Source organism: Microvirga zambiensis WSM3693, from assembly GCF_016735695.1.
GTDB classification, from domain to species: domain Bacteria; phylum Pseudomonadota; class Alphaproteobacteria; order Rhizobiales; family Beijerinckiaceae; genus Microvirga; species Microvirga zambiensis.
Genome location: NZ_JAERQD010000003.1, coordinates 107,482 through 127,706, shown reverse-complemented (window position 1 = coordinate 127,706; position 20,225 = coordinate 107,482). Strand labels below are relative to the sequence as shown.

Sequence of the window (20,225 nt, the reverse complement as noted above, 5' to 3'; positions counted from 1 at the left end):
TTTTCGCCGGTCAGATCATCTCCAGCGGACGCTTGCGCCGCGGCGGCGGAAACTCTGCTTCGATAGCGGCAAGATCCTCCGGATCGAGCCGGATCTCAAGCGCGCGTTGGTTGTCTCGCACATGATCGGCGGCGGCCGCCTTCGGAATCGCGATGACACCTGGCATCTGCAGAAGCCAGGCCAGGGCGATCTGAAATATGCTCGCATCGTGCTTCTTCGCAACGCCCTGCAGCGCGCCTCCGTGCGGTATCCTGCCTCGCTCGATCGGAGAGTAGGCCATCAGCGGCATGCCGCGCTCCGTCATCCAAGGAATCAGATCGAATTCCGGGCCCCGTCGCGTCAGGTTGTAGAGCACCTGATTGGTCGCGCAGTTTTGCCCATCCGGGGTCTCAAACAGCTCCTCCATGTCGTCCGTATCGAAATTGCTGACGCCCCAATGGCGGATCTTGCCGGCGCGGCGCAGATGCTCGAAGCCGGCCACCGTTTCCTCCAGCGGCACGCTTCCACGCCAGTGCAGCAGATAGAGGTCGAGCCTGTCCGTCTTCAGACGCTTCAGGCTGCGCTCGCAGGCCTCGACGACGCCACGCCGGCTCGCATTGTGAGGGTATACCTTGCTCACGAGGAAAAGATGTTCGCGCTGTCCTGCAAGAGCCTCGGCGACAAGTTCTTCTGCCGCTCCCTCGCCATACATCTCCGCGGTATCGATGAGGCTCATGCCGAGTTCGACACCGAGGCGCAGGGCTTCGATTTCCTGTGCCCGACGAGCGGCGCTCTCCGCCATCTGCCAGGTCCCCTGCCCGAGCGCGGAAACGGCAACGCCTTTCGGCAGTGTGACGGTGAGGCTCATATGCTTGTCTCCGTTGGTCCTAGCTGCCGTTTCTGCCAGCGCCAAATTATTGCAGGCGTGGCGGCTTCATGAAGCGGCCGCGATCGGCGGATCTGATGGTGACGTCGAACCTGTCGCCCTCGCGCTCGAGGGTCAGCGGCACGTCGACGCCCGCCGGTCCGAGCGCCCAGATCGCCCGATAGAACTCGGCAAGGGACGTCACGCCCTGTCCTGCAACCGCATGGATCTGGTCGCCGGCCCTCAGGCCCGCACGCTGCGCCGGCGCGTCGCCTGCCAGCCCGATGATCGTGATCTGATCGTCCTCCGCCTCGGCAACATAGAATCCCAGCCACGGCCTCGGCTTCCGCTTCACCTGTCCGCGGGTCAGAAGATCGTCCAGGATCGGCTTCAGGAGATCGATCGGCACGCTCATGTTGAGCGGAACCACCGCACCGCCGGAAGCCTGATGCTGAAGCTGCAACGATCCGATTCCGACCAGATCGCCGCGCGGGCCGATCAAGGCTGTCCCGCCCCAATTGGGATGGGCAGGCGCGGTGAACACCGCTGAATCGATCAGGTACTCCCAATAGCCGGCAAATTCCTGACAGGCGACGACCTGCGCCGCGAGCGAATGGCGCTGCCCTCCGCTGCCGCCCATCACGACCTGATCGCCGGGGGACAGGCGACGGGAATCGCCCAGAGCGAGAACCGGCACGCCCAGCGGCTCGAGCGACTGCACCAATCCGAAGCCGCTCTCATAATCATAAGCGAGCACATGCGCCTGTACGACCCGGCCCTTGTTCGTGGTGAGCCAGACCTCCTCCGCCTCCGCGATCAGATACCCGATGGTGACGACGAGCCCGTCATCCCGGATGGCGACGCCCTGCCCCGCCCGCTCGGTCCCAAGCGTCTCGGCGGTGAACGCGTCATCGGGAACCGTTGCCCTCAAGGAAACGACGGCAGCCAGGGCATTCTTGAGATCGTAGCCAAGCGTTCGCGGATCGGGCTGATACTCAGGAGGGATTTCCCATTCTTCGGGCGATTGCATGAAAAGCTCCTCAGGCCCTCTGGCGAGAGACCTTACCCCCTCAAGATGGCAGGAAAAGCGGAGCCTTCAACCGGCCCTCCAGCCGCAACGCACAAAAAGCCGTGAGCCAGCTCATAGCCGAGCAGTACAGGGCGGGAGAACTCCCAAGGTTCAAACTTGAGAGAGTACCGACGCGAAATGCCAGCGTAGCTCAGGCAGCTTCAAACGCCTGGTAAGGCAGTACTTCACGGGGCACGGCCCAAGCACGTTCCTGGCTCTTCTCGATCATGCCGATAGCCTGCCGGGCATAAAGGCGAAACTCGTGCTTGAGGATCCTCGATGCAGCCTCCCAGGAGGCGTCCTGGTGCCAGGCAACAAAAAACGCGCGAGCGATGTGCTCGATATCCTGATCTGCCTGTTCCACCTGCGCCCCCGCAGCAGCGAAGCCTCACGGCCCTGCTTTCCGGATCGAAAGCCCTTTCGATCCCGCCTTGAACAAGGTGTCTGATTTGCGGGGTTGTGTCTGTATCAAAAAAGACACGGATCGGCGGCAAATCTGTCGCTGCGGAATGACCCGACGGCAGGATGAATCTTTGCACGCTGCGGTGCTGCTGCCCGGCTTATGCCGCTCGCGCGGTGGCGAGAAATGAGTCGATGTCCAGCTTCAGGCGTCGGAGCTGATGATCCAGAGTCTGCCTGGCATCGGATACGTGCTGCGCCGCCGCAGCAGCTGAGGCTGTCGAGCCCGTCAGAGCCTCGATGCTGCGCACGACCGAATGGGTGTGGTCGGTCGTCTGATGGACGCTGACCGCAATCTCGGATGTAACCGCAGCCTGCTCCTCGACAGCCGCAGCAATTGCGGTGGCAATGGTGCTCAACTCCTCCATGATCCGGCCGATGCCGTCCATGTCGGCCACGCTCTGCTCGGTTGCCTCTTGAATCGCCCCGATGCGCGAACCGATTTCCGTCGTCGCTTTGGCAGTCTGATTGGCCAGGGTCTTGACCTCCTGCGCGACGACGGCGAAGCCCTTGCCCATCTCGCCGGCGCGGGCCGCTTCGATGGTTGCATTCAGAGCAAGCAGATTCGTCTGCGCCGCAATCCGTTCGATCAGGTCGACCACATCGCCGATCTGCCTCGCCTGCTCCGCGAGCCCTGTCACGGAAACCTTCGTGCGCTGCGAACTCTCCAGGGCATGCCGCGCCACGTCCGCCGAACGGCTCGCCTGCTGTCCGATCTCGCGGACGGATGCTGCGAGTTGCTCGGTGGCCGCCGCGCCGGATTGCATGTTCGATGCCGTCCGCTCCGCAGCCGTCGTGACCTGGATCGCCAAACCGCTGGCATTCCCTGTCGCCGCATCGAGTGCATTCGCACTCTCCGACAGGGCATCGCTCGCCTGCCCTGAGATCTGGAGGCTTTCCTGCACAGCATCGGAAAAGGACGCGACGGCATGCGACAGAGCCTTGCCCCGCCGCTGACGGTCTTCGACGAAGGCTTCCTGATACACCGAGATGGCAAGATCCATATCGAGCATCACCGCCCGATTGACCGAACTCAGCTTGCGCGCCAATGAGACACCACTAAAACGATGCTTTCTTGAAAGGACCTGTACCAGCTCGTTGAGAATGAAGGCGTAGCCTCCGATATACCAACGCGGCTCCAGGCCGATCTTGTTGTGAATGAGTCCGATGCGGCGGATGCCTTCGACATAGGACGCATCAAAGCTTCCGCTGAAAAGCCGTCCCCAATGCTGCAGCTGAGCGGAAACGAGTCGGGATTGCTGTGTGCCGATCAGCTTCGACAATGCGGGCTGACGATGCATATACTCGTAGAAGTGCTCGAGGATCTTCGGCAATTCCGGCGATACCTGCAGCCATATCGAGCGCAGGTCCTGGCACGTCATCTCGTCGATGCCCATGAACCTGAGCCGCTCTGCGAGAGATGGATCGGTCTGCACAGCGTTTCCCCAATAGCTTCGATGGGGAGGTTCTACGGCGTTTGGCTTTGCCGAGGCTTGCACCGGCGTACTCACCGCGCCTGCGGCAATTTTGTCCGCAACCCGGGGAAACAAACGGCTTAACCAAGCATTAACCTAGGCACTATTGCGGGGGAAATCGATGCTTGATAACATTGCAGACGATCCTGGGTCCTTCGTTGTTTCCACACGGCGTAACGCACCGCTCCTGCCACATTCGGTCCAGGAGCATCTCGGTCGGATGCTTAGGGCTGATTATTACGAGCGCTCGGAAAAGCCCCGCTATCTCGGCGACCCCGCCCTCCCGCTTGAATTCGACCCCTATCTGTACCGCCTCGAGCAAAGGGATAGAGCGGCCAGGATCAAGCAGATCCACGAGCAGGGAACGCAGGCGGTTGCCAACGCCCTGTCCCGACTCGCATTTTAGCCTTTTGCGGACAGTTCATCGGAGGTTCAGAGGCTCCGTCATATCTGTCGCCCAATGGAACTTCATCGTCGTCAACGAATTCGTCTGCGAGCATGACATCGCTTAGCGGCCGAGCCGTTCTAAGGCAGGCATTCAGGCACCTGGAACAGGAGGTGCCGGAGAAATTTGCACGCGTCCTTCGCAATCTCCGCCATCCGCAGGCGAGGTGGATCAGAATCCCCGTGGGCATTCTCTTGATGCTGGGCGGCGTCTTCGCGATCCTGCCTTTCCTAGGGGTGTGGATGCTTCCCCTCGGGCTCCTCCTGATCGCCTACGACATTCCCATCCTGCAGAAGCCCGTCGGGCGCTTCATGCTGTGGGCGATCCACAAATGGGCTAAGTTCCGGGAAAGATTCTTTCCGGATCGCTCGCAAGGCTGATGTCCATGACATTCAATGGGCGGGCAGAACACCGCCCAGTTCGTCCTCGATATAGACCGAGATGATGTCGTCGAAGCTCTTCTCTGCGCGGAAGCCGAGACTTTCGGCACGCCGGGCGTCGAAGCGGCGCGGCCATCCTTCCACGAAGCGCACGATCGTCGGATCGATTTCGTGTCGGATGCGGGCGGCAACCTGCTCGCCGGCGATGCGCCGCAGCGCATCGATCTGCTCGCCGACCGTGACCGATACGCTCGGCATGGTGAGGCTGCGTCGCGGACCGATGAGGCTGGTATCCATCGTCGCCGCATGAATGAGGAAATTCACGGCCGAGCGCGGCGAAGCATGAGCATGGCGCACATCGAGGGATACCGGCAGCACGACATCCTGACCGTTCAGCGGCTCGCGAATGATGCTCGAGAAGAAGCCGGACGCGGCCTTGTTGGGCTTGCCCGGTCTGACGCAGATGGTGGGAAGGCGGATCCCGACGCCGTCGAAGAAGCCGCGCCGCGAATAATCGGACAGCAGCAATTCGCCGATGGCCTTCTGAGTGCCGTAGCTCGTCAGCGGCGTCAGAAAGAACTCGTCGCCGATGGCGTCAGGGAACGGTGCTCCGAAGACGGCGATGGATGAGGTAAACACCACACGCGGCCTATAGCCCCCACCCACGGCGCGAATGGCATCGAAGAGATACCGCGTCCCGTCGAGATTGATCCGATATCCCTTCTCGAGATCGGCCTCGGCCTCGCCCGAGACGATCGCTGCGAGGTGGAAGATGACATCCGGGCGGCCCGCAACCAGTTTCTCCGCCTCTCCCGGGTTGGAAAAGTCGGATGTCAGCGTCGCGACGGGGAAGGACACATCGGGGCGCTGAGGCTCGACGACGTCGTGCAGAACGAGGCGGGCGATCGCCTTCTCGCCCAGTTTTCCGTCCTTCACCAGACGTTCGGTCAGCTTGCGACCGACCATGCCGGCCGCTCCGAGAATGAGAATCTGCATCGATCGAGGTTCTCTCGGTTTCAATTTCTGCAATGGGCAAAACAAATCGGCCCTGCGCCGTTCAAGGATAGCTCGAACGGCGCAGGGCTCGGCACTTTACTTCTGGCGGATCTTGTCGAGTTCCCCCTGCATCATCTTCACCGTCTCGGGCCCGATCGTGGCCGCATGCTTCTCCCAAACCGCCTTGGACTGGTCGCGCATCCGATTGGCTTCCTGGGCATTCAACTCGTTGACCACGGTTCCCTCGCCCTTGATCTTGTTGAGCGAGGCTTGAGACAGCTCGCGCGATACTTTGCGCTGCTCATCGCGAGCGGTGACGGCACAATCCCGGAGCGCCGCCTGTTCATCCTTCGACAGCCCGTCCCACAGCTTTTTCGAATAGAGGACGAGGAATGGCGTGTAGGCATGCCGGGTCACCGAGAGATATTTCTGAACCTCGTAGAACTTGGAGGTGTCGATGGTCACGAAGGGGTTCTCCTGACCATCGATGGCCTTGGTCTCGAGCGCCGTGAACACCTCGCCGAACGCCATGGGCACGGCATTGGCGCCCATGTTCTTGAACGTGTCGAGGAACACGTTGTTCTGCATCACGCGGACCTTCAGGCCTTTGAAATCTTCCCACTTCTCGACCGGCCGGCGCGAATTGGTGAGATTGCGGAAGCCGTTCTCCCAATAGGCTAGGTTGACGAGCCCGACCGTTTCAAGCTTGCCGTCAACATATTTGCCGAAGCTGCCGTCGAGGACCGTATCAGCCTCCTTCTCGTTGGCGAAAAGGAAAGGCAGATCGAAGACGCCGAGATCCGGCAGGATCCCGATGAGCGGTGAGCTTGAGGTGACAACCATTTCCTGCGTGCCGGAGCGCAGCGCCTGAGTGGCCTGAAGGTCACCGCCAAGGGCATTGCCCCAGAAGCCCTGCACCTTCAGCTTGCCGCCGGATTTGTCGGTGAGGCATGCCTTGAACTTTTCGACGCCCTTTCCATTGGGGTGATCCTCGTTCACGCCGTTGGATATGCGGATATTGCGCTCGGTGAACTGCGCGTAGGCTGGAACTGCGGCAAGCACGCTTGCTGCGACGCCGGCTACGAGAACGAATTTGAAGGCTTTCATGGTCGTTTCCTCTCTTTTCGTTTTTCCTGCTTATCGCCCTCTCAACCAGGAGAAGGGAACCATAACCAGATCGGGGAAGATGATGAGTATGACAAGCACGATCAGCTGGGCGATCAGGAACGGATTCACGCCGCGGATGACGGCGCCCATGGGCACGCGGGCGACGCCGCTCACCACGTTGAGAACGATCCCGACCGGAGGCGTGATCAGGCCGATGGCATTGTTGATGATGAACAGCACGCCGAAATAAACCGGATCGATTCCGGCCTGCTTGACGATCGGCATGAGAACCGGCGTCAGGATCAGAACGGTCGGCGAGAAGTCGAGGGCCGTTCCGACGATGACGACCAGGAACATCAGGGCGAACATGAGCAGGGTCTTGTTGCCCATCAAAGGCTCGATCAATCCGCTGATCTCGCCCGGAATATTGGCCTGCGTGATAAGCCAGGCGGACACGAGGGCGGCCGCGACGAGAAACATCACCACGGCAGTCGTCTTGGCCGCCGTGAGGAAAACGCCATAGAGCATCGACGGCTTCAGCTCGCGATAAACGAACATGCCGATGATGAGCGCATAGACGGCCGCGAGCACCGCCGCCTCGGTCGGCGTCACGATTCCCCATTTGATGCCGCCGAGGATCATGACGGGCATGAGCAGGGCGTAAAACCCATCGACGAAGGCTTTGCCACGCTCGCGCATGCTGGCGCGCGGCGCCGTCTTCATCTTGTCCCTCCGGCTGACGATGGCCCAGGCGACGACGAGCGAAAGCCCCATCATCAGTCCCGGCGCAACGCCAGCCAGGAAAAGCTGCGAGATCGAGACATTGGCCGCAACACCGAAGACGATGAAGCCGATCGAGGGCGGGATGACTGGGGCGATGATGCCGCCGGCTGCGATGAGACCCGCGGAACGCGGAATATCGTAGCCCGCATTGCGCATCATCGGAATGAGAATAGCGGCGAGAGCAGCCGTATCCGCTGCTGCGGAACCGGACAGGGCAGCGAGGATGAGTGCAGCAACGATGGCCACATAGCCCAAGCCGCCATGAATATGCCCCAGGCACGCCAGCGCGAAATTGACGATGCGCTTCGACAGGCCGCCGACATTCATCAGCTCGCCGGCAAGCAGGAAGAAGGGGACCGCCAGAAGCTGAAAGTTATCGGCGCCGATGATCATGTTCTGGGCGACGATCTGACTGTCGAAATTGCCGAGCCAGAGCATGAGTGCCAGAGCACAGACGATCAGAGCGAAGGCAATCGGCATTCCGAGCGCCATGGCGCCGAGCAGCGAGGCGAGGAAGACGACGATCGTCATTCAAGTCGCTCCCTCAAAGCATGAGCTTCATCGCCCGTATAATCTCCGGCAAAAGCCTTAAGCTCATGCTCGCTGATACGTCCGCTCACCACCCGCAGAATCCGCAAAGCCGCCATGAGCCCCAGGCCGATGCTGGTGAAAAATCCGACGCCATAGACCCAGAGCATCGAGATTTCGGTGATCGGAGCATAGTTCGTCGCGTTGATCTCGGCCTGCTGCCACGTTCCCCAGAAGAACACGGCGCAGCACCCGATGATGAACAGATCGGACAGGACCATGCAGACCTTCCGCCCTCCGTCGCCGAGACGGGCAACAAGCGTCTCGACGCCCAGATGGGCGTTCTCGCGGCCAACCACGACCGCACCGATGAAGGTCAGCCAGACGAAGAAGAAGCGGGAGAGCTCCTCCGAGACGTCGATTCCGGTATCGAACAGGTAACGCAGCACGACATTGCCGAAGACCATGACGACCATGGCAGCAAGGAGGAGGACCAGAAGCCCCTCCAGACCGCGGAAGAAGAAGGATATTATCCTGCTCACGGGCGCTCCCTGTTTTGGGCGCCCTCGTGGACGCTCTCTGATTCTGTTCGCGTTCGCGGACTCTTCAAGTCCTTGGAACGACGAAGCTATGCGATCTAAGGCTCTGTTTCGGGGAGTGTCAATCGAGCGCGCGGGCGAGCGCAACCCTTGCACCGACGGGATCCCCGGCGGATCACAAGGGATCGGGTGCAATTGTTACTTTGTTATATTCAACTTTTGAATACTGCTCGCGCGGCTGATTTCCGTGGATATGATGGGAGGTGCAGCGTCGGCGATTCAAGTTTGGCCCTGCATTCCGGCCTTCATTTCCAGGTGGCCCCATAGCGAAGAGGATCCCATGAAGATCACGGCCATAGAAACGATCCGCCTCCAGGAATTTGCAAATATCATCTGGGTGCGTCTCCACACGGATGAAGGGATTCACGGTCTCGGCGAAACCTTCATGGGCGCAGCCGCGGTCGAGGCTTATCTCCATGAGACGGTCGCGGCCAAACTGATCGGCCGCGATCCGCTTCAGATCGAAGGCATCAACCGCGATCTCCAGAACTATCTCGGCTGGCGCTCGGCCGGCGTCGAGACTCGCGGCAATTCCGCCATCGACATCGCTCTGTGGGATCTATTCGGCAAAGCCCACGGCAAGCCGGTCTGCGACATGCTCGGCGGCCGCTCGCGCGACAGGATTCGGGTCTACAACACCTGCGCAGGTTATCGATACATCCGCGACAGCCGCGCCCAGAAAGTCGCCAATTGGGGCGTCGGCGAAGCCGAAGGAGCCTATGAGGATCTGGACGCTTTCCTGCACCGTGCCGACGAGCTCGCCCATTCCCTTCTGGAGCAGGGCATCACGGGCATGAAGATCTGGCCTTTCGACGTCGCGGCGGAGCGCAGCCAGGGATACGACATTTCACCGGACGAGCTTAGGACCGCGCTGGAGCCTTTCGCGAAGATCCGCAAGGCGGTCGGCGACAAGATGGACATCATGGTCGAGTTCCATTCCCTATGGAGCCTACCGATGGCCAAGAAGCTCGCAGCCGTTCTTGCCGATTACAACACCTACTGGCACGAGGATCCGTTCCGTCTCGACAATGTTGGCGACCTCAAGGACTACGCGCAGCACTCGAAAGCCTGGGTCTGCGCATCGGAAACGCTGTCCTATACCCATGCTTTTCGCGAATATCTCGAAACCGGCGTCGCGGGTGTCGCGATGCTCGATCTGTCGTGGTGCGGCGGCCTGACGGAGGCGCGCAAGATCGCGGCCCTCGCCGAGGCCTGGCATGTTCCGGTGGCGCCCCATGACTGCACCGGGCCGATCGTCTATGCCGCATCCTGCCACTTCTCGCTCCATGCACGGAATGCCCTGATTCAGGAGAGCGTGCGAGCCTTCTATACCGGATGGTACACCGAACTCGTCACCGAACTCCCTGTCATCACGAAAGGCGAAGTCACGGTGAACATGAAACCGGGCCTCGGGCTTGAGCTTCTGCCCGATCTCTGGAAGCGGCCCGATGCCATCGTGAAGGTGACCGAGATAGCCTAGAGCATTTTTTGGCGAAGTGGATCCGGTTCGCCGTCAAAAAATGCGGCAAAGCAAAGAGGAGAGCTGATTCCACGCCAGTGGAAGCAGCTCTAGAGAACGTGTGACAATCATGACCATAGTGATCGATGAACTCGTAGCGGCCTTGGGCACCCAGATACGGCTCGGGCCAGATATTCCGGTTCGCAACCATGCCGACGCCAGCGGGCTCGCCCCCGCAGCACCTCTTGCGCTCGTTCTCCCGCAAACCACCGACGATGTTTCGACCGCTTTGAGAATTTGCCATGCCCATCGCCAGAGCGTCGTGACGCAAGGAGGGCTGACCGGCCTGTCCGGCGGTGCCCATCCGCAGGCGGGAGAAGTCGCACTCTCGCTCGAACGCATGAGCGGAATCGAGGAGATCGATTCCGCGAGTGCAACACTCACGGCGCTTGCCGGCACACCGCTCGCGGTGATCCAGCAGGCGGCCGACGAGGCGGGGTTTCTGTGCGGGATCGATCTCGGTGCGCGGGGCACGTGCACGATCGGCGGAAACATTGCCACAAATGCCGGAGGCAACCAAGTTCTGCGCTATGGCATGGCGCGCCGCAACACCCTTGGCCTCGAGGTGGTTCTCGCAGACGGCACCGTGGTCCGCTCGCTCAACAAGATGCTGAAGAACAATGCCGGTTATGACTGGACGCAGCTCTTCATCGGCAGCGAGGGAACGCTCGGCGTCATCACCCGGGTGGTTCTCGGTCTGCACCCCAAACCTCTCGGCCTTCAGACGGCTCTTTGCGCCGTCGCTAGCTTCGAGGATGCTCTCGTCGTCCTGCGTCAGTTCCAGCGGAAGCATCCGGGAAGGCTACTCGTCTTCGAGGCGATGTGGCGCGAGTTCATGACGGTCGCGACGCAGATCTGCGGCCTTCCGCCCGCCTTCAAGGACGAGCACGACGTGACGCTTCTGATCGAGGCGGATATGGGCGAGGACCCGGAGGGAACCGAAGCGTTCTCCGCACTTCTGAGCGAGTTTTTTGAACAGGGTCTGATCAAGGATGCTGTCATCGCCCAATCGCGGGCTGACAGGAACCGGTTCTGGGCCTACCGCGAAACGCCTTATGAATACGGCCGCTTCCTGCCGGAGGAGATCCGCTTCGATGTGAGCGTGCCGCTCGATCGCATGACGGACGCCGTCGCCCATCTGCGCCAGGAAATGCCTAAGCAATGGCCCGATGCCGTTTATGTCATCTATGGACACGTGGCCGACAGTAACATCCATATCAATGTCGCCATCCGCGATATGAGCGATGCTACCAAAAAGGGCGTTCAATCCCTCGTCTACGGCTTGGTATCGGGGCTGGGCGGCTCCATCTCCGCCGAGCATGGGATCGGCCGGATCAAGCGGCCCTATCTCCCGATGAGCCGGACGGAGCCGGAACTCGCCCTCATGGCAACGATGAAGCATGCGTTGGATCCGGCGGGCATTCTGAATCCGGGGCGAATTCTTTAGCAGAGCGGCGACGACCGGCGACCCGCTCCGCGTGACTTCTCACGCCTTTGACAGACTCATTTTCGATGCCGAAACGCCTCTTTAAGATTTGGCGGTAAAAATCGTCATTCGTTGTTGCCAACGCATCTCAAGATGGTTAGCAACGGCACCTGCAATCTGTCAGAAAGGCTACTTGGGAGGTGCATTTGATGCCCCACGGAGCGTATTGCGTCGCATTTAAGCATAATCGTTGGACTGTCTCTCAATTCGGCCGCGACCTCGGCTCATTCTATTTTCGTGCAAAAGCTCTGAAATTTGCCGTTGAATCGGCTTGTTGGTCGGCCGCGGCGAGCCCGACAGTTTTCGTCCTGGACCGTACAGGCGATTTTTACACAGCATGGTGCGGCGACCGAGACACGCTCACCGCCGAAGCGTGATCCCTTGGGCAACCCATAAAGTTGAGTGATGAAAGCGATCGAGATCGGACCTCCCGATCGCCGGTTTAAGCGCTAGAACCGTTTCCACTTGCGTGGAATCAGCTCTCCTCTTTGCTTTGCCGCATTTTTTGACAGTGAACCGGATCCACTTCGCCGAAAAATGCTCTAGGCTACTGCAACCTTCGGTCGCTTCGACGTATCCTCGAAATCGATGCTTGGCCGCTGCTCCACCAATGACTGGATCTTCTCGGCAAGGTCGGTCGCGCGATAGGGCTTGTAGAGAAGATTGAGCCCTTCCAGCTCCTCTTCGCCATCGAAATAACCGGTCGTCAGAAGGACCTGCATCTCCGGCCTTTCGCGCTGAATGAGACGGGCGAGATCGATGCCGCTCAATTCACCTGGCATCCGGACGTCGGAAAGGACGATGTCGATATCCTTCCCCGCCTTCACAAGGCGCGCCGCCTCATCGCCATTCTCTGCTTCCAGAACCTCGAATCCGAGAGAATGGAGCGTCGAACGCGCGACCTGCCGCACGGCGGGGTTATCCTCGACAACCAGAACCGTCCGTCCATCGCCGAAGGGGTGAGCGACGGATGTCTGATTGTTTGTCACGTTTTCCGGGGCTTCATGCGAACGAGGCAGGAAGATGCGGATGGTCGTTCCTGCGTTCGGCTCGCTCTCGACTTCCACATATCCGTGGCATTGCTGAACGAAGCCATAGACCATGCTGAGGCCGAGTCCGGTGCCTTTGCCGCTTTCCTTCGTGGTGAAGAACGGCTCGAAGACTTTTTCGATCACATCAGGCGGCATACCGATTCCGGTATCGCTCACGGAAATAACGACGAACTCGCCGCCGGAGGATGATCTACCCTCCTCGACCAATCGGTTCTCGACGCCAATGGTCAAATCGCCACCATCCGGCATCGCATCGCGGGCATTCACCGCCAGATTCAAGAGAGCAGCTTCGAGCTGGGCGCGATCAACCTGGATCGGCCAGATGTCCTCGCCAGCCTTCTTAAAGCTCGCATGGATGTTCTCGCCAAGCGTTCGACCCATCAGTTCGAGCAGACTCGGCATTAGGCCGGTCACATCGATCGTGGAGACCTGCAATGCCTGGCGTCGTGAGAAGGTCAGCAATCGATAGGTGAGATCGGCGCAATGCTGCGCACTCTCCAGCGCCATATGCACGCGACGCTCGGCCTTCTCGTTGCCCTGGATGGATTTCTTCAGAAGGTCCAGATTACCGATGACGACGCTCAGCATATTGTTGAAGTCGTGAGCGATGCCGCCCGTCAGACGGCCCACAGCCTCGAGCTTGCTGGCATGCAGCAGGTTCTGCTCCATCTGCTTGCGCTCGGTGATATCGAACCACATCCCGAAAAATTCATGGGGCGAGCCATCGTCGTCGCGGGTGAGAACGGTCTGATCGAGGAAATGTCGCTCGACGCCATCGGCGCAGCGCCAGCGATATTCCAGATTGACCGCCCCCTCCTCTTCGAGATGCCGCAGCTGCGCGAGCACGCGGTCCCGGTCCTCCGGATTGACTCGGGATAGCCAGAAATCCGGGCTCTCCAGAAACGCCGCCGGTGAGAATCCGGTGATGCGCTCCACGCTTTCATTGGTGAAATGAAGCTGCCGCTGATCTTCGCCGACCGACGCCGTATAGAGCGCGATGGGCAGCGACTGCAGGACGATCGACTGATGCTCCTCGCGGCGGCGTAAAGCCTGCTCCGCCTTCAGCTTCTCGCTGCGGACGTGCAGGTTGTCCATCAGAAGGCGACGCTCCTGTTCGGCCTGCCGCCGGATCTCCTCCGTCTTTCGATAAAGATCGACGAAGATATCGACCTTCGACTTCAGGATCAGAGGCTCGATCGGCTTGAAGACATAATCGACCGCGCCGGCCGAGTATCCCTTGAAGACATGCATGTCGTCCTTGTTGAAGGCGGTCAGGAACAGGATCGGGACGCGGGAGGAGCGCGGCCGGTTCCTGATCAGGCTCGCGACCTCATAGCCGTCGAGGCGCGGCATTTGCACGTCGAGAAGAATAACGGCGAAGTCGTGGTTCAAAACGTGACGCAGGGCAGATTCGCCGGAATCCGCCGTCACGATCTCGACTCCGGGAGCCCGCAGCACCTCCTCGACCGCAATGAGGTTCCGGGGATCGTCGTCGACCACGAGGATCTTCGCCGCAATCGGGTCCGACAGGGAGCGAGCCGAGACCAGACGAAACTCGTCTGGCGTAACGCCTGTATCGTCCTGCCTCACGCTGCCCGTCATGAGTTCAACCCGGTCTCTGCCGCGCCCGTAGGAGCCGTTCTTCCCTCTGGGATATATGTGCTCCGGCTCAATTGAACCCGCAGGACTGCGAGAAGCTGATCGACATCCACAGGTTTCGACACGTAATCCGTGGCACCGGCCTCGATGCACTTTTCGCGGTCTCCCTTCATCGCCTTCGCGGTGACCGCAACAAGCGGGAGATCCTCATATCGTGGAATTCTCCGGATTGCCCGCATGGTCTCATAGCCGTCCATCTCGGGCATCATGATATCGACCAGGGCCACGTCGACATCAGGATTGGCCTGCAGCTTCTCGATGCCCTCGAGGCCGTTCTCCGCAAAGATGACCGATATCCCATGCTGCTCCAACGCGCTCGTGAGCGAGAAGATGTTGCGCATGTCGTCGTCGACGATCAGAACCTTGCGGCCATCGAGGGAAGCATCGGCACGCCGCTCCACGATGATGTGCTTTTCCTCCGGTATCGCACTGATCGCACGGTGAAGGAACAACGCCGTATCGTTGAGGAGACGCTCGGGCGAACCTTCGCCCTTGACGATGAGCGTCGCCGCCATGCTTTGCAGGCGGCGCTCCTCCGCCTTCGTGAGATCCTGTCCCGTATAGATGACGATCGGCAGCTCCGCTCCGCCCTTGAACTTGCGGATGCGCTCGATGAGCTCCGTGCCAGGCAGGTCAGGAAGCCCGAGATCGACGATGGCGCAATCGAACTGCCGCGCACCGATGACCTCCAGCGCACCCTCGGCCGTTCCAACCGCCGTGACATCGACCTGCTCATCCTTCATGAGCTCGGACAGGCTCATCCGCTGATTGTCGTCATCCTCCACGAGAAGCAGCTTCTTCACGGGCCGGTCGATGAACTCCTTCGTCCGGTTGAGCGCGCCCATGAGCGCTTCCCGATCAACAGGCTTCTCAAGGAAGCCGAAGGCACCGGCCTTGAGTCCGCGCTTCTTCTGATCGTCCACCGAGATCACATGGATCGGTACGTGACGGGTGCGCGGATCGTGCTTCAGCAAATCGAGCAGCGCCCAGCCATCCATGTCGGGCAATCCGATATCGAGGGTGATGGCATGCGGCTTGTAGCGGTGAGCAAGAGCCAGTGCCGAGGCGCCGTCCATGGCGATGAGGCCCTTGAATCCCTCCTCGCGGGCCAGTTCGAGAAGGACGGACGCGAACATCGCGTCATCCTCTACGATGAGGACGACGCGATCGCCGTTGGTGATGGCATGGCGGTCGTCGAGCGATGCTGAAAGTGCCATTGCCGCTGATGGTTGGCGGATCATGGACGCGGAAGCATCCTCGGACCCTGCATAATATCCGACCGCGTCGCCGTTCGGTCGCGCGGCGGCTCCGGAACCCACCAGCCCGTGGCTTGCGGGCGGCTCCGCCGGCACGAACAACGTGAAGGTCGAGCCGCTTCCCGGCGTGCTCGACACCACGATCTCGCCGCCGAGCAGGCGGGCGATCTCTCGGCTGATCGACAACCCGAGGCCGGTTCCACCATATTTGCGGCTCGTGGTGCCATCGGCCTGCTGGAATGCCTCGAAGATGATGCGCTGCTTGTCTTCCGGAATGCCGATTCCGGTGTCCGTCACCGACATGGCGATCCACTGACTGCCGGCTCGCAGCGGCGATCCTTCGGCCGATCCGATCTGAAGCGTGACGCCTCCCCGCTCGGTAAACTTGAAGGCGTTCGAAAGGAGATTGCGCAGTACCTGCTGCAGCCGCTTCGAATCCGTCCTGATTGCTGGCGGCAGATTGGGATCGACCTCCACATGGAAGTCCAGCTTTCGCTCCTCCGCGACCTGCCGGAAGGTGCGGTCCATGTTGTCGACGAGGTCCTTGAATCCGACACCCGACACTTCGAGGCTGACCGTGCCGGACTCGATCTTGGACAAGTCCAGGATGTCGTTGATCAGCGCCAGCAGGTCGGAGCCTGCGGCATGGATCGTCTTGGCGAATTCCCGCTGCTTGTCCGTCAGATTGCCGTCGGAATTCTCCGTCAGAAGCTTTGAGAGAATGAGCAGAGAGTTCAGAGGCGTCCTCAGTTCGTGGCTCATATTGGCGAGGAACTGCGACTTGTAGCGCGAGGTCAGCGAGAGCTGCTCGGCCTTCTCCTCCAGAGCGGTCTTCGCCACCGAGACTTCCTGGTTCTTCGTCTCCACTTCCCGCTTCTGGAGTTCCAGCAGGCGGGCCTTGTCCTCAAGCTCCTCGTTGGTCTTCTGGAGCGCTTCCTGCTGTTGGCGCAGGAGCTCTTCCGATTGACGGAGGGTCGCCGCCTGCTGCTCCAGCCGGTCGTTGGTGTTTCGCAGTTCTTCCTGCTGGCTCTGCAGCTCGGTGGTCAGAAGCTGAGACTGCTTCAGCAGACCTTCCGTGCGCATGTTGGCGGCGATCGTGTTGAGAACGATTCCGATCGATTCCGTCAGCTGTTCGAGGAATGACTGATGCGCCTCCGAGAAGCGGCTGAACGAAGCGAGCTCGATCACCGCCTTCACCTCCTGCTCGAACAGCACCGGCAGCACGATGATGTTGAGGGGCGGTGCTTCGCCGAGGGCAGAGCCGATGGTGATGTAGTCGCCAGGCACATTGGTAAGGAGAATGCGCTTTTTCTCGTAGGCCACCTGGCCGACCAGCCCTTGGCGCAGACGGAAGCGGTTGTTGAGATGCTTTCTCTCGGTGAAGGCATAGGAAGCGACGAGATCGAGAATTGGCTCGCTGCCGTCGGTTCCGACGGTGTAGAAGACACCCTGATGCGCATTCACCAGCGGCGCGATCTCGGACAGGATCATGTTCGAGACGGTTGTGAGATCGCGCTCGCCCTGCAGCATCCGGGTGAACTTGGCGAGGTTGGTCTTGAGCCAGTCCTGTTCCGCATTCTTGAGCGTCGTATCGCGCAGGTTGCGGATCATCTCGTTGACGTTGTCTTTCAGCGAAGCCAGCTCGCCCGAGGCCTCGACCGAGATCGACCGGGTCAGATCGCCCTTGGTCACGGCAGTAGCAACGTCGGCGATCGCGCGCACCTGCGTGGTAAGATTGGCTGCGAGCTGGTTCACGTTGTCGGTGAGGTCGCGCCACAGGCCGGCGGCGCCTGGCACTCTCGCCTGCCCGCCGAGCTTGCCTTCGACACCCACTTCGCGGGCCACGTTCGTCACCTGATCGGCGAAGGTCGCGAGCGTGTCGATCATCTCGTTGATGGTCTCGGCAAGCGCCGCGATTTCACCCTTGGCATCGACCGTCAACTTGCGCTTGAGATCGCCTTCGGCCACCGCCGTCACGACGCTGGCGATGCCGCGCACCTGACCGGTGAGGTTGTTCGCCATCATGTTGACGTTGTCGGTGAGGTCTTTCCATGTTCCCGCAACGCCGCGCACCTGGGCCTGCCCACCGAGCTTTCCTTCGATGCCCACCTCGCGCGCCACGCGCGTCACTTCCGAGGCGAAGGAGTTGAGCTGGTCCACCATGGTATTGATCGTCGACTTCAGCTCCAGGATTTCACCCCGGACATCGACGGTGATCTTTTTCGACAGATCGCCATTCGCCACGGCCGTCGTCACTTCGGCGATGTTACGAACCTGACCGGTCAGGTTAGCGGCCATCATGTTCACATTGTCGGTGAGGTCTTTCCAGACGCCGCCGACGCCGCGCACCTGGGCCTGTCCACCGAGCTTTCCTTCCGTGCCCACCTCGCGCGCCACGCGCGTCACCTCGCCGGCAAAGGAGTTGAGCTGGTCCACCATAGTGTTGATCGTGGATTTCAGCTCCAGGATTTCGCCTTCGACCGCCACGGTGATCTTTTTCGAGAGATCGCCGTTCGCCACCGCGGTGGTGACCTCTGCGATGTTTCGCACCTGGCCGGTGAGGTTCGCCGCCATCATGTTCACATTGTCGGTCAAATCCTTCCAGACGCCGCCGACGCCGCGCACCTGCGCCTGACCGCCGAGCTTTCCTTCCGTGCCCACTTCGCGCGCCACACGTGTCACCTCGCCGGCAAAGGAGTTGAGCTGGTCGACCATGGTGTTGATGGTGGATTTCAGCTCCAAAATCTCACCCCGGACATCGACGGTGATCTTTTTCGACAGATCGCCGTTCGCCACCGCAGTTGTGACCTCTGCGATGTTACGGACCTGACCAGTCAGGTTCGCCGCCATCAGGTTCACATTGTCGGTGAGGTCCTTCCAGGTTCCGGCCACGCCTTCCACGCGGGCCTGACCACCGAGTTTGCCTTCCGAGCCCACCTCCTTGGCCACGCGGGTCACCTCGCCGGCGAAGGAATTGAGCTGGTCCACCATGGTGTTGATCGTGGATTTCAGCTCCAGAATCTCGCCGCGCACTTCCACGGTGATTTTCTTCGAGAGGTCGCCATTCGCCACCGCTGTGGTGACCTCGGCAATGTTTCGCACCTGGCCGGTGAGGTTCGCCGCCATCAGGTTCACGTTGTCGGTGAGGTCCTTCCAGGTGCCGGCAACGCCGCGCACTTCGGCCTGGCCACCGAGCTTGCCCTCCGAGCCCACCTCGCGGGCCACACGCGTCACCTCCGAGGCGAAGGAATTGAGCTGATCGACCATGGTGTTGATGGTGTTCTTCAGCTCCAAAATCTCGCCGCGCACTTCCACGGTAATTTTCTTCGACAGGTCGCCGTTCGCGACCGCCGTCGTGACTTCGGCGATGTTACGCACCTGACCGGTCAGGTTCGCAGCCATCATGTTCACGTTCTCAGTCAGATCCTTCCAGGTACCGCCAACGCCCTCCACCTGGGCCTGTCCGCCGAGTTTTCCTTCCGAGCCCACCTCTTTCGCCACACGTGTCACTTCCGAGGCGAAGGAGTTCAGCTGATCCACCATCGTATTAATCGTGGATTTGAGTGCAAGAATTTCACCCTTGACGTCCACCGTGATCTTCTTCGAGAGGTCACCCCGGGCGACCGCCGTGGTGACTTCCGCGATGTTACGGACCTGACCGGTCAGGTTCGCGGCCATCATGTTGACGTTGTCGGTGAGATCCTTCCAGACGCCCGCGACGCCGCGCACCTGCGCCTGCCCACCGAGCTTGCCTTCGGTGCCGACTTCCTTCGCGACACGCGTCACTTCAGAGGCGAAGGAATTGAGCTGATCCACCATGGTATTAATGGTGTCCTTCAACTCCAGGATCTCGCCCTTCACATCGACTGTGATCTTCTTCGAGAGATCGCCATTGGCCACGGCGGTCGTGACCTCGGCGATGTTACGCACCTGGCCGGTCAGGTTCGCGGCCATGAGATTCACGTTCTCGGTCAGGTCCTTCCAGGTGCCGGCGACGCCCTTGACCTTCGCCTGTCCACCGAGCTTACCCTCCGAGCCCACCTCGCGGGCCACACGCGTCACCTCCGAGGCGAAGCTTCCAAGCTGCCCAACCATGGTGTTCACGACCTTGCCGATGCGCAGGAATTCGCCGCGCAGAGGCCGCCCGTCGGTTTCGAGATCGATGGTCTGACTGAGGTCGCCCTTCGCCACGGCGCCGATCACGCGCGCCACTTCGGTCGTGGGCTGGACGAGGTCGCCGATCATGGAATTCACCGAGTCGACACACTCACTCCAGCAGCCCGTCGCGCCGGCGAGACGTCCGCGCTCCTCGATGCGCCCCTCCTTGCCGACGACCTTCGCGACCCGCTCGAGTTCACGCGCAAGGCCTTGATTCAGGTCGGCGATGTCATTGAAAGCTTCCGCGATTTCGCCCTCGATGCCTATGAGATCGGAGGGAAGGCGGGCAGAGAAATCGCCTTTTCGAAAGGCACGCAATGTTTTGAGAAGCAGCTTTGGATTAAGCTGCATAGCGGCAGTTTCGACTTGTGACATTAGGCCCCCCGTTACGCTATTCCAGGCCAACTTCC

At 60.6% G+C, this 20,225-nt stretch carries 14 protein-coding genes; 4 read left to right on the top strand and 10 right to left on the bottom strand.

Features of this window, described 5'->3' with window-relative positions:
• Positions 1-10: 10 nt before the first annotated feature.
• The 4 genes from JKL46_RS04105 to JKL46_RS04090 form a co-directional block, all read right to left on the bottom strand.
• Positions 11-847, bottom strand: a complete 837-nt coding sequence (locus tag JKL46_RS04105; protein ID WP_201830142.1) for an aldo/keto reductase — start codon at positions 845-847, stop codon at positions 11-13.
• Between the two features lie 46 nt (positions 848-893).
• Entirely contained in the window at positions 894-1,874 is a 981-nt protein-coding gene (locus tag JKL46_RS04100; protein WP_201830141.1) for a S1C family serine protease, read from the bottom strand.
• Between the two features lie 190 nt (positions 1,875-2,064).
• The gene (locus JKL46_RS04095) at positions 2,065-2,277 is read right to left on the bottom strand and encodes a hypothetical protein (protein WP_201830140.1); all 213 of its coding nucleotides are present in this window, start codon (positions 2,275-2,277) and stop codon (positions 2,065-2,067) included.
• Positions 2,278-2,473: 196 nt separating this feature from the next.
• Entirely contained in the window at positions 2,474-3,808 is a 1,335-nt protein-coding gene (locus tag JKL46_RS04090; protein WP_343074009.1) for a protoglobin domain-containing protein, read from the bottom strand.
• Positions 3,809-4,067: 259 nt separating this feature from the next.
• Here JKL46_RS04090 and JKL46_RS04085 point away from each other — a divergent pair, with 259 nt between their 5' ends.
• On the top strand, positions 4,068-4,253 hold the full coding sequence (locus JKL46_RS04085; protein ID WP_246529133.1) for a hypothetical protein: 186 nt from the start codon (positions 4,068-4,070) through the stop codon (positions 4,251-4,253).
• 221 nt (positions 4,254-4,474) lie between these two features.
• Complete coding sequence (locus JKL46_RS36545; protein ID WP_343074008.1) at positions 4,475-4,672, top strand: hypothetical protein; 198 nt, start codon at positions 4,475-4,477, stop codon at positions 4,670-4,672.
• Positions 4,673-4,684: 12 nt separating this feature from the next.
• Here the strand turns inward: JKL46_RS36545 and denD are convergent, their stop codons facing one another.
• The 4 genes from denD to JKL46_RS04060 all read right to left on the bottom strand — a co-directional run bounded on the left by denD (position 4,685) and on the right by JKL46_RS04060 (position 8,628).
• Positions 4,685-5,668 carry a D-erythronate dehydrogenase gene (gene denD, locus JKL46_RS04075; RefSeq protein ID WP_201830138.1) on the bottom strand — a complete coding sequence of 328 codons (984 nt, stop codon included), beginning with the start codon at positions 5,666-5,668 and terminating at the stop codon, positions 4,685-4,687.
• A gap of 96 nt (positions 5,669-5,764) precedes the next feature.
• Complete coding sequence (locus JKL46_RS04070) at positions 5,765-6,775, bottom strand: TRAP transporter substrate-binding protein (RefSeq protein ID WP_201830137.1); 1,011 nt, start codon at positions 6,773-6,775, stop codon at positions 5,765-5,767.
• Between the two features lie 30 nt (positions 6,776-6,805).
• The gene (locus JKL46_RS04065; RefSeq protein WP_201830136.1) at positions 6,806-8,089 is read right to left on the bottom strand and encodes a TRAP transporter large permease subunit; all 1,284 of its coding nucleotides are present in this window, start codon (positions 8,087-8,089) and stop codon (positions 6,806-6,808) included.
• Complete coding sequence (locus JKL46_RS04060; protein WP_201830135.1) at positions 8,086-8,628, bottom strand: TRAP transporter small permease subunit; 543 nt, start codon at positions 8,626-8,628, stop codon at positions 8,086-8,088. Before JKL46_RS04060 ends, JKL46_RS04065 begins: the two co-directional genes overlap by 4 nt.
• 337 nt (positions 8,629-8,965) lie before the next feature.
• On the opposite strand from JKL46_RS04060, the gene JKL46_RS04055 reads away from it, so the two are divergent.
• Both JKL46_RS04055 and JKL46_RS04050 read left to right on the top strand, forming a co-directional pair.
• The gene (locus JKL46_RS04055) at positions 8,966-10,165 is read left to right on the top strand and encodes a mandelate racemase/muconate lactonizing enzyme family protein (RefSeq protein WP_201830134.1); all 1,200 of its coding nucleotides are present in this window, start codon (positions 8,966-8,968) and stop codon (positions 10,163-10,165) included.
• Positions 10,166-10,274: 109 nt separating this feature from the next.
• The gene (locus tag JKL46_RS04050; protein ID WP_201830133.1) at positions 10,275-11,651 is read left to right on the top strand and encodes an FAD-binding oxidoreductase; all 1,377 of its coding nucleotides are present in this window, start codon (positions 10,275-10,277) and stop codon (positions 11,649-11,651) included.
• A 581-nt stretch (positions 11,652-12,232) separates the two neighbouring features.
• On the opposite strand, the gene JKL46_RS04045 is transcribed toward JKL46_RS04050, so the two are convergent.
• Positions 12,233-14,344, bottom strand: a complete 2,112-nt coding sequence (locus JKL46_RS04045) for a response regulator (protein ID WP_201830132.1) — start codon at positions 14,342-14,344, stop codon at positions 12,233-12,235.
• Positions 14,341-20,190: a HAMP domain-containing protein gene (locus JKL46_RS04040; protein ID WP_201830131.1), complete on the bottom strand. Its 5,850-nt coding sequence runs from the start codon at positions 20,188-20,190 to the stop codon at positions 14,341-14,343. The genes JKL46_RS04045 and JKL46_RS04040 overlap by 4 nt, the downstream gene beginning before the upstream one ends.
• Positions 20,191-20,225: the final 35 nt, after the last annotated feature.

Excerpts from the sequence above, each read along its gene's own strand:
- JKL46_RS04105 (WP_201830142.1), bottom strand. The coding sequence starts at position 847 with ATGAGCCTCACCGTCACACTGCCGAAAGGCGTTGCCGTTTCCGCGCTC.
- JKL46_RS04100 (WP_201830141.1), bottom strand. The coding sequence starts at position 1,874 with ATGCAATCGCCCGAAGAATGGGAAATCCCTCCTGAGTATCAGCCCGAT.
- JKL46_RS04085 (WP_246529133.1), top strand. The coding sequence starts at position 4,068 with ATGCTTAGGGCTGATTATTACGAGCGCTCGGAAAAGCCCCGCTATCTC.
- denD (WP_201830138.1), bottom strand. The coding sequence starts at position 5,668 with ATGCAGATTCTCATTCTCGGAGCGGCCGGCATGGTCGGTCGCAAGCTG.
- JKL46_RS04070 (WP_201830137.1), bottom strand. The coding sequence starts at position 6,775 with ATGAAAGCCTTCAAATTCGTTCTCGTAGCCGGCGTCGCAGCAAGCGTG.
- JKL46_RS04065 (WP_201830136.1), bottom strand. The coding sequence starts at position 8,089 with ATGACGATCGTCGTCTTCCTCGCCTCGCTGCTCGGCGCCATGGCGCTC.
- JKL46_RS04055 (WP_201830134.1), top strand. The coding sequence starts at position 8,966 with ATGAAGATCACGGCCATAGAAACGATCCGCCTCCAGGAATTTGCAAAT.
- JKL46_RS04050 (WP_201830133.1), top strand. The coding sequence starts at position 10,275 with ATGACCATAGTGATCGATGAACTCGTAGCGGCCTTGGGCACCCAGATA.
- JKL46_RS04045 (WP_201830132.1), bottom strand. The coding sequence starts at position 14,344 with ATGACGGGCAGCGTGAGGCAGGACGATACAGGCGTTACGCCAGACGAG.
- JKL46_RS04040 (WP_201830131.1), bottom strand. The coding sequence starts at position 20,190 with ATGTCACAAGTCGAAACTGCCGCTATGCAGCTTAATCCAAAGCTGCTT.